General features: G+C 64.9%; 10 protein-coding genes. 8 read left to right on the top strand and 2 right to left on the bottom strand.

The features are described 5' to 3' along the window. The first annotated feature begins 335 nt into the window (after positions 1-335). Together FK219_RS02120 and FK219_RS02125 are read left to right on the top strand one after the other, a co-directional pair. Positions 336-962: a TetR/AcrR family transcriptional regulator gene (locus tag FK219_RS02120; RefSeq protein WP_165638012.1), complete on the top strand. Its 627-nt coding sequence runs from the start codon at positions 336-338 to the stop codon at positions 960-962. Beyond that, positions 959-2,554, top strand: a complete 1,596-nt coding sequence (locus FK219_RS02125) for an MDR family MFS transporter (protein WP_152582063.1) — start codon at positions 959-961, stop codon at positions 2,552-2,554. The genes FK219_RS02120 and FK219_RS02125 overlap by 4 nt, the downstream gene beginning before the upstream one ends. Before the next feature lie 408 nt (positions 2,555-2,962). Here FK219_RS02125 and FK219_RS02130 read toward each other — a convergent pair whose 3' ends face one another. Together FK219_RS02130 and mftR are read right to left on the bottom strand one after the other, a co-directional pair. Further along, positions 2,963-4,573 carry a GMC family oxidoreductase gene (locus tag FK219_RS02130; protein ID WP_152582064.1) on the bottom strand — a complete coding sequence of 537 codons (1,611 nt, stop codon included), beginning with the start codon at positions 4,571-4,573 and terminating at the stop codon, positions 2,963-2,965. Next, positions 4,474-5,103 carry a mycofactocin system transcriptional regulator gene (gene mftR, locus FK219_RS02135; RefSeq protein WP_152582065.1) on the bottom strand — a complete coding sequence of 210 codons (630 nt, stop codon included), beginning with the start codon at positions 5,101-5,103 and terminating at the stop codon, positions 4,474-4,476. The genes FK219_RS02130 and mftR overlap by 100 nt, the downstream gene beginning before the upstream one ends. A 104-nt stretch (positions 5,104-5,207) precedes the next feature. On the opposite strand from mftR, the gene mftA reads away from it, so the two are divergent. The 6 genes from mftA to FK219_RS02165 all read left to right on the top strand — a co-directional run bounded on the left by mftA (position 5,208) and on the right by FK219_RS02165 (position 9,738). Beyond that, a complete protein-coding gene (gene mftA, locus FK219_RS02140) occupies positions 5,208-5,312 on the top strand; it encodes a mycofactocin precursor MftA (RefSeq protein ID WP_152582066.1) in 105 nt (34 codons plus the stop codon). A gap of 7 nt (positions 5,313-5,319) precedes the next feature. Next, positions 5,320-5,610, top strand: coding sequence for a mycofactocin biosynthesis chaperone MftB (mftB, locus tag FK219_RS02145; protein WP_152582067.1), 291 nt, complete (start codon positions 5,320-5,322; stop codon positions 5,608-5,610). Beyond that, positions 5,607-6,911 (top strand): mycofactocin radical SAM maturase, encoded by a 1,305-nt coding sequence (gene mftC / locus FK219_RS02150; protein WP_152582068.1) that lies wholly within the window; start codon positions 5,607-5,609, stop codon positions 6,909-6,911. The genes mftB and mftC overlap by 4 nt, the downstream gene beginning before the upstream one ends. Before the next feature lie 118 nt (positions 6,912-7,029). Next, entirely contained in the window at positions 7,030-7,893 is an 864-nt protein-coding gene (locus FK219_RS02155) for a mycofactocin-coupled SDR family oxidoreductase (RefSeq protein ID WP_152582069.1), read from the top strand. Between the two features lie 87 nt (positions 7,894-7,980). Further along, positions 7,981-8,814 carry a mycofactocin-coupled SDR family oxidoreductase gene (locus FK219_RS02160; protein ID WP_152582070.1) on the top strand — a complete coding sequence of 278 codons (834 nt, stop codon included), beginning with the start codon at positions 7,981-7,983 and terminating at the stop codon, positions 8,812-8,814. Positions 8,815-8,904: 90 nt separating this feature from the next. Next, positions 8,905-9,738 (top strand): mycofactocin-coupled SDR family oxidoreductase, encoded by an 834-nt coding sequence (locus tag FK219_RS02165; protein ID WP_152582071.1) that lies wholly within the window; start codon positions 8,905-8,907, stop codon positions 9,736-9,738. Positions 9,739-9,802 lie beyond the last annotated feature (64 nt).

Genomic DNA, 9,802 nt, shown 5'->3' on the forward strand with positions numbered 1-9,802 from the left:
GTTGATGCCTTTCGAGTTGGGGTAAGAGACTTCTCGAAGGATCACACGGTGACCGCGTTCACGTCAGCAACGACGTGCGCGACCACCGTGGGTTACACCACTATGCGGGACTCCACTCACCGCACGCTTGTCTTCTCGTAGCCCAGTCATGCCCCAACCGCAAATTGCCCAAAATGCAACATTATTCTATGGGCAACTATGGCTGGATCCACGGAGCGCCTTGCGAGATACCTGGCGCGGGGCGTGAGCAGAGCGAAAGCGCGCCCGGCGTCCGCCAGAGGCGCCCGTCAATGATTACACTTGCGCAAAGTTGCATAACTGCATAGTTTATACCGGTGCAAGAGATCGCTCTGCCGCCGCTTAGGGAGCGGCACCGCGCCGCCACGTGGGCAGCCCTCCGCGAGGCCGCGGCGAACCTAGCCCTGGAACATGGCTTGACCGGTGCAACCATTGACGCAATCTCTGCCCGAGCGGGCGTCTCACCTCGCACCTTCTTCAACTATTTCTCGAGCAAGGAGGAAGCGGTGCTCGGCATCCAGTCGCCAGTCATGCCCGGCGGTGCCATCACCGCCTTCGATGCACGCGATACGGATCTCTTCACTCGCACTGTCCGGCTCTTCGCTGCGGTCTCGTCGACCACCGTTCGCGACCATTCGGATCTTGCGATTCGCCGCGACCTCGTCCAACGCTTCCCCGAACTGCGAGTCCACCTCACCCGGCACGTTGCCCAGGCAGAACACCTCGTCGAAGAACTCCTCGAGGACCGAGTCGCAACCGGGCGTATCAGCCTGGCGGGCGCTCCGGAGGCTCTCCCCGCCTCGCTTCGCGCACTCGTCGTGCTCGCCGGCACGACCATTCGCTTTGCGTTCGAGCGCGGCGGTTCGCTCGGCGGCATCCCATCTGACACCGACCTGGACGCTGCAATCGCACTGTTCCGCACCGTAATGGGAGAAGCAAAGTGACTCACCCAGCTGCATTGGCATCGCCGACCCAGACCGGCACATCCCGCAACATCACGCTCCTCTTTGGTGCGCTTCTTGTCACTATGCTGCTCGCTTCGCTCAGTCAGACTGTGCTGTCCAGCGCGCTCCCGACGATCGTTGGCGAGCTCGACGGCGTGGAGCACATGACCTGGGTCATCACTGCCTACCTGCTTGCGTCCACCATTGTCATGCCTGTCTACGGCAAGGTGAGCGACTCGTTCGGTCGAAGGCCGGTGCTACTCGTCGCCATCGTCTTGTTCGTCATCGGTTCGGTCCTGGGGGCTTTCGCGAGCGACATGGGAGCTCTCATCTTTGCCCGCGTCGTGCAGGGGCTCGGTGGTGGTGGCCTCATGATCCTCAGCCAGGCGGCGATCGCCGATGTCGTCCCTGCGCGGGACCGCGGTCGGTATATGGGCGTTCTCGGCGCGGTCTTCGCCGTGTCCTCCGTCGCCGGCCCGCTTCTTGGCGGTTGGTTTACCGAGGGGCCGGGATGGCGTTGGGCTTTCCTGATCAACATCCCTCTCGGCATCCTGGCCATCGTTGCCACTGCCCTGCTCCTGCGCCTTCCTGCCAAGAACAATCAGGAGCGACCGAAGGTCGACTACCTCGGCATGGCCACGCTAGGAGTTGCCACTACCGCGATCGTCCTCATTGCCACCTGGGGCGGGTCGACTTTCGACTGGAACTCGCCCACAATCATCGGCCTCATTGTCGGCGCGGTAGTGTGCGCGGGCATCTTCGTTCTTGTCGAGACACGTGTCTCCGAACCGGTTATGCCGCTCGCACTTTACCGCGACCGCAACTTCAACTTGACGACAGTCGCCGCCTTGCTCACCAGCATCGCGATGTTCGGTGCAATCGGCTACATGCCGACCTATCTTCAGATGGCCACCGGGGCGACCGCCACGGAGGCGGGGTTCCTGATGATCCCCATGATGGGGGCGTTGCTCGTGACGTCCATCGGCACCGGGCAACTGGTCTCGCGGACGGGAAAGTACAAGCTGCCCCCGATCATCGGCTCGGTGATTCTTGCCGTCGGTATGTGGCTGCTGTCCACGGTGAAAGTGGACACTCCGATCTTTGAGATCTGCGTCGCCCTTGCTGTGATCGGCCTCGGCCTCGGCTCGAGCATGCAGATTCTCACGCTCGTGGTGCAGAACTCCTTCCCGCACCGCATGGTCGGAACCGCGACCGCGTCGAACAACTATTTCCGCCAAGTCGGCGGCAGCCTCGGCTCCGCCGTGGTCGGTTCGGTGTTCGCCGCCCGGCTTACCTCGCTGCTTGCCGAGCGGCTGCCGCAAGCAGGAAGTGGAGGCGGGAGCGGCAACTCGCTGACCCCTGCGGCTGTCAGCGACCTGCCTGACGCGCTCCGACTGCCGATCATACTTTCGTACAACGAGGCACTCATGCCGATCTTCATCTTCATGGTCCCCCTCGCCATCGCCGCCGCGATCGTCTTGTGCTTCATCGTCCAGAAGCCGCTCTCCACTCGCATTGAGCAGGAGATCCTCGCCGAGGCGCTCTCGGAGGGACAGCTCCTGCCCCCGTACCTGGACGACGACCGGCGCTAGGGCATTGTTCCTATCCGGTCTGGTGCTTGTGGATGCGAGACGGCAAACCGGATTCCAGGTCGAACGCCGCGTTCATGTTTGAGCGGGCATGAACCGAGGCTTCGCGCTGACCAGCGTCGTGGTCGGCCGTGCGGCCGGGCGCGATTCAGCTCAAGGACGCTCTTCAGGACACGTGCGGGGTGGCGATGCTCGTTCCTACGTCGCTCCAGCCAGGTTGCCTATCTCCGCGGGCGTGAAAAACGAACTCTTGACAACCGATCTTTAGTGCCGGTTCGAGCGCACGAGAAAGAGACCATCATGCCCGGTCTTCCTCATCTAACGTCTGCGGCCTCACATCAGGATGGATGTACTCTCCTCAATTCGCTTTCGCCAAACCCTTCAATATTGACGTCTATCCCCTCTTGCAGATCACAACGCGTTTGCGATCACGAGACCGACGAGCACGGCGCTCGCCGCGGGACCACTCGTTGGCGTGGTCGGCAGGATGCCGAGGTCGGCGATGTGCAGACCTTCGATCCCGTGCACGGCACCGCGGCCATTGACGACCGACGTTGAAGGGTCGGTGCCCATGGGCGTCGTGCCGCAACTGTGCAGCGCTGTCGAAAGACGGCCGCGCATCCAATCGTCAAGGGCATCGTCGTCGAGACCACCTTCGAGCGATGGATACTCCGGCCGTACGCCGATCTGTAGGAGTGGCTCACTCGCGAGTAGGGCGGCAGCGAGTCGCGCGGCGACCCGTAAGCGCGCGCGATCGCCAGGGGTGCGAAGATATCTAAAGTCGAGCCGTGGTATCCCGCCACTGTCAAGCAATAGCTGGCCCGGTTGCTCTGTGCGCAGCGCAGAGACCAGCACGCTGAGGCTAGTGTCACCTGTGTCGCTGTCGAGCAGACGACCCATGGGACGCAGCACTGAGAGCACCTCGACGTCACCGGGCACGTCCTCCGCGCTCGTCCCGGGGTCACAACGGCTGGAGCCGTGCACTACCACCCCAAGCGTCGTCTCGGTCGGGTGGTCCAGCACCTCGGTCGGCACTCGAAAACGCAGCTCGAGCTGCGGGTGGTCGTGTAGTTGCGCCCCCACTGGCAGATCCCGCACGACGGTCGCGCCCGCTGCGCGCACCGCGCCCGGTGGGCCGACACCGCTGTGCACGAGTAGCTGTGGAGTGGCGATGGCACCGGCGCACAACACGACGCGGTCAGCCCTGATGGCCTCGACCGCGTCGTCGACGACGATTTCGACACCGGTCGTCTGCCCTCCTCGATTGAAAAGAACGCGCGTCACGGTGCATCCGCCCCGGATGGTGAGCCCTGAAGTTGGGGGCTCTAGCCAGGCGCGCGCCGTGCTCCAGCGCTGCCCGTCGCGAGTGTTTGTGGGCAACGCGCCGACTCCGGGCGGCGGGTCGGGGCTGGCGTTCTGGTCAGGGACAAACGGTAGACCGAGCTCTACTCCAGCGGTGAGCAGTGCGGCGCTGAGCGGATGGTCGAGGGAGCTGCGTGTGATGGGCATTGGGCCCGAGCCGCGATGCCCGTACTCGCGGTCACCTTCAATCTCGGCCCAGAGCGGCAGAGTAGCCGAGGCGCTCCAGCGGTGGTCGGCCGCGACGGCGGCCCAGCTATCAAGGTCGCGACTGCGCGGGCGCCTGAAGTAGGCGCCGTTGATCGCCGTCGAGCCGCCCGCGACGAGCCCGCGCACCACCGTGTGATCGCGACCCGGCGTGAGGGTGCCGCGGTAGCTGACCGCGAGTGGATGCCCGGGGACGGCCGCGGCGAGGCTCGAACCGTCCCGCGTCGAGTGGGGTGCGGGCACTGGGCCGGCCTCGAGCAGCAGCACGCGCTCGCCCCTTTCAGCGAGTCGAGCCGCGAGCGGAGCACCCGAGCCTCCCGCCCCGACCACAATCACATCGGGCGCGCGAGGGGTCATCAGCGCGGGCCGGGCTCGTCGAGCAGCATGAGGTCGCGAGCGGCGAGGAAGCCCTGGTCGAGCAAGTCGCTCAGTGATGCGTCTTCGTGCTTGAGCCATTGCTCGTAGGCGGCGATCGAGACACCGAGACACACCCAGCCAATTGTTTGGGGCAGGAGGCCGCTCGGCGAGGTGTCGAGTCGCTCGGCGACGAAATCGGCGATCACCTGGCGCCACGACTCGTAGCGGATGGTCGAGTGCGCGACGAGGGAGGGCACCGTGAGCAGTAGCGTCATCCGCTCGCGGTGATACTGCAGTTCTTCGGGAGGTGTGCGGTTGAAGACCACGATGGCGATGCGGAGGGTGTCCCTCAACGGGACACTGCGCGGCAGGGAGTCGAGGTGCTCGCGCATGCTTCGCAGCATGTCGTCGAACTGACCCCAGGGCAGGTCGTTCTTCGAGGGGAAGTATCGGAAGAAAGTGCGGCGTCCTATGCCGCAGGCCGCGGCGATCTCATCAACTGTGACCTGATCGAAGCCGCGCTCGATGAACAACCGCAGGCCCGTGTGGCTTATCTCGGCATGCGTTGTGGCGGGATGACGCCCGATGCGCACCACGGGGTTGGCCGCCGCGTCTACGAACTCACTCAACTCTCATCACCTGCCTCTTCCCTTCGGCACTGAGTGCCACTACAGTACTGAGCACTGGGAGAATCCGACACCGATGTCAGAAACCCTACGCGGAGGAGCATGCCATGAGCCACGCCGACAACCGACCTGAGGCCCCGATCGACGAACTTGTCGACGAGGAATCGCTCGTCGAAGAAGTCTCGATCGATGGAATGTGCGGGGTGTATTGAGCCCCTCATGGACTCCATCAGGCTCGACGCCACACTCACAGTTCACCCTCGCGTCTCGATTCGGCCCGAACCCTTCGGTGCCCTGCTGTACCACTTCGGCACCCGACAGCTGAGCTTTCTCAAAGATCGCGTGCTGCTCGATGCCGTAAGGGCCTGCGACGGCACCCGCACTCTGGCTCAGGCTCTCGCCGAGGCTGCCGTGCCCGATGCTCAGGTTGAGCGTTACCGGCGCGCCGTCGCGACGCTAGTGCACTCGACGATGCTCGAGAGCCGACCCGCGAACGAGGTGGCGGCATGACGCTCGTCGCCCCATCGCCAGTACAGACGTCGCCGGTCGCCCCCGCTCGCACCTCGAGCACCCTCATGGGCCACTTCGAGGCCGGTCTGGATGCTCCCATCTGCTTGACCTGGGAGCTCACGTACGCCTGCAACCTCTCCTGCAGCCACTGCCTCTCGAGCTCCGGTCGACGCGACCCGCGCGAGCTCACCACGGAGGAGTGCAAGGCCGTCATCGATGAGTTGCAGCGCATGCAGGTCTTCTACGTCAACATCGGCGGCGGCGAGCCGACCGTGCGCAGCGACTTCTGGGAGCTCGTCGACTACGCCACCGACCACCAGGTGGGCGTGAAGTTCTCCACCAACGGCATCAAGCTCACCCCCGAGATCGCCCAGCGCCTCGCCGCGAGCGACTACGTCGACGTGCAGATCTCCCTCGACGGTGCGACCGCCGAGGTCAACGACCACGTGCGGGGCCCCGGGTCGTACGACACCGCCATGCGCGCGATGCAGAACCTCGCCGACGCGGGCTTCCGCGGCTTCAAGATCTCCGTCGTGTGCACACGGGAGAACATTCCGCAGCTCGACGAGTTCAAGGCCATCGCGGATCGCTTCGACGCGCAGCTGCGGCTGACGCGCCTGCGCCCGAGCGGCCGCGGTGCGGACGTGTGGGACGACCTGCACCCCCTGCCCGAGCAGCAGCGCGAGCTGTACGACTGGCTCGTCGCCCACGGAGAGGGAGTGCTCACGGGCGACTCGTTCTTCCACCTGTCGGCTTTCGGCAGCGCCCTGCCCGGTCTCAACCTGTGCGGTGCCGGCCGCGTGGTGTGCCTCATCGATCCCATCGGCGATGTCTACGCCTGTCCTTTCGCGATCCACGACGAGTTCCTCGCCGGCAGCATCCGCGAGCCGGGCGGCTTCGAGGCGGTGTGGCGGGAGAGCGAGCTCTTCCAGCGGCTGCGCGAGCCGACCGGCGGCGGGGCGTGCGCGAGCTGCTCGTTCTACGACTCGTGCCGCGGCGGCTGCATGGCGGCGAAGTTCTTCACGGGCCTGCCGATCGACGGCCCCGACCCCGAGTGCGTGCGCGGCTTCGGTGAGCAGCTGCTGGCCGAGCGGGCCGAGGATGCTCTGCCGAAGCCCTCGGGCGACCACTCGCACCGCACTTCGCCGCCGCGGCCGCGCGGCGGGGCGGGCCCCGTGCCCCTGACTCTCAGCGTCCGACGACCGGACGCACCCCCGGCGCACGCCTGCGCCGAGAGCCCGCTCGCCGGGTTTTCACCGACGACGACCGCCGCGGGTTGCGCCTGCGGCACCGACCACTAGGAGCCGCCGCACCCGAGACCACACTCGAGCCCAGCACGCTCAGCGCCTCACACACTCGCCTCACCCACGCCCGCTCGCCTGCCGGCGTGGCTCTCAGTCGTACCCGAAAGGACATCTCATGGGAATGCTCGACGGAAAAGTCGCCCTCATCACGGGCGGCTCGCGCGGCCAGGGTCGCGCCCACGCCATCACGTGCGCCAAGGAAGGCGCCGACGTCATCATCATCGACACCCTCGACCAGATCGAGTCGGTCGCCTACCCGATGGCGCAGCAGGCCGACTTCGACGAGACCGTGCGGCAGGTCGAAGATCTCGACCGGCGCATCGTCTCCGTCGTCGGTGACGTGCGCAAGCAGGCCGATCTGGATCGAGCGGTGTCGGAGGGCATCGCGAGTCTCGGCCGCATCGACATCTTGATCGCCAACGCCGGCATCTTCTCGCTCGCCCCCGCCCACGAGCTCACCGATGAGCAGTGGGATGACATGATCGCCGTCAACCTCACGGGGGTCTGGAAGTCGGCGAAGGCCGTGCTGCCGCACATGATGGAGCAGGGCGGCGGATCGATCGTCATCACCTCGTCGATCAACGGCATCGAGCCCGGCGCGAACTACGCGCACTACTGCTCGTCGAAGTTCGGCGTCGTCGGCCTCATGAAGACACTCGCGCTCGAGTACGCGAACCACGGCATCCGCGTGAACTCCGTGCACCCCGGCGCGATCTTGACGCCGATGACGAGCTGGCAAGGCGCCTGGGACATGATGTCGGGCAAACCCGCCGGCGAAGGCACCGAAGACGACATGCTCGAGGCGGGCTACCACTTCCACGCCCTCAAGGGCAACGGCTTCTTGAGCCCTCAGCGCATCGCCGACGCCGCGCTGTACCTCAACTCCGATCTGGCCTCCGCCGTGACGGGCGTCACCCTTCCGGTCGACGCCGGGCACCTGCTCATTCCCGGCGTAAACGCGTCACCGGTGCGCGCTTAGTCGCCCGACACCAGACGTCACCGCGCCGCGCGGTTCGCGGCACACCAAGGTGCGGCAAACCCGCACCCAAACAGAACGGAGAACGCAATGGGGCGTTTAGATGGAAAAGTGGTTTTCATCACGGGTGTCGCCCGGGGGCAGGGTCGCAGTCACGCGATCCGGTTCGCCGAGGAAGGCGCCGACATCATCGGTATCGACGTGCTCGAACCGATTGCCGGGTCTGTGTCCGACCCCACGACACAGGCTGATATGGAGGAGACTGTCGCCGCGGTCGAAGCTCTCGATCGGCGCATCATCGCGACGAAGGCCGACGTGCGCAGCCTGGAGCAAGTCAAGAAGGCGGTGGATGACGGGGTCGCCGAGCTTGGGCGACTCGATGTCGTCCTGGCGAACGCGGGAGTGTCGACGTTTACGGGGCCGACAGAATCGTTGAGCGAGGAGGCATTCACGGATCTCGTGGATATCAACCTCAACGGCGTCTGGCGCACGTGCGCCGCGGCTATCCCTCATATCAAGACTGGTGAGCGTGGCGGATCGATCATCATGACGAGTTCCGCTGCTGGACTAACGGCCCTGGCAAACCTCGGCCACTATGTCGCGGCGAAACATGGTGTCGTCGGCCTCATGCGAGCGCTCGCTCTCGAGCTGGCCCCTCACAAGATCAGGGTCAATTCCATCCATCCGACAACGGTAGACACTCCCATGGTCAACAACGAGGCCACGTTCAAGCTCTTCCGGCCCGATCTCGACAAGCCCGGCGTTGACGACTTCCTCGAGGCGGCCAAGGTCATGAATGCTCTGCCCGTGGGCTGGGTTCAGTCTGTCGACATCTCGAACGCGATGGTCTGGCTCGCCTCGGACGAAGCGCGCTACGTCACAGGCGTCACGTTGCCCGTCGACGCCGGAATGCTCGTCAAGTAGATTGCGACACCGACGTCGCGGCGCCCCGCACTGCAGAACCTCGCTAGGCGGGGCGCTTTTCACACACAAATCGAAAGCAAGGAGATCATCATGGGACGGTTGGACGGAAAAGTAGTTCTCATCTCGGGCGTCGCTCGCAGTCAAGGCCGCAGCCATGCGCTGCGGTTCGCTGAGGAGGGGGCCGATGTGATCGGCTTCGATGTCTTGGATGAAATCAAAGGCTCGGCATCGGGACCGGCGACGCAGGCCGACATGGACGAGACAGTGAGACAGGTCGAGGCTCTCGACCGGCGCATTATCGCGACCAAGGCCGATGTGCGCGATTGGGCGGGGGTGAAGGCCGCGGTTGACGACGGCGTGGCCCAACTCGGGCGTCTCGACGTCGTCCTCGGCAATGCAGGTGTGTTCACGGCGCCGTCGCTCGCCGAGGACATGGAGGACGACATCTTCATGGACACTCTCAACATCAATGTGGCCGGCGTCTGGCGCACGGCGAAGGCGGCGATCCCCCACCTCAAGAACAACGCGAATGGTGGCTCCATCATCATGACGAGTTCCGTCGCTGGCCTCTCAGGGATTGCCAATTTCGCACACTACGTGGCGTCGAAGCATGCTCTCGTCGGACTGATGCGGACATTGGCGCTTGAGCTTGCACCGAGTCAAATTCGCGTGAACACGGTCCATCCGGGGACGGTCAACACCGTCATGGTGATGAACGATGTCCTCGCCAGAGTATTTCGGCCAGACCTTGAGAACCCGACTGCTGATGATGTCATTGCTGTGGCACAGCAGATGAACCCCATGGGTGCCGACATGCTCGAACCGTACGATATCTCGAATGCGATGGTGTTCCTCGCATCCGACGAGGCGCGTTATATCACGGGCGTGACGTTGCCGGTCGACGCCGGATCGATGGTTCAGTGACCGACGCCTCCACCGTCTCGGCGAGCCGTGACCGGGTCGCCGGGCACCTCGTCGGGCGCGAGCG

The organism is Microcella pacifica (assembly GCF_009371975.2).
In the GTDB taxonomy this organism is placed as follows: Bacteria; Actinomycetota; Actinomycetes; order Actinomycetales; family Microbacteriaceae; genus Microcella; species Microcella pacifica.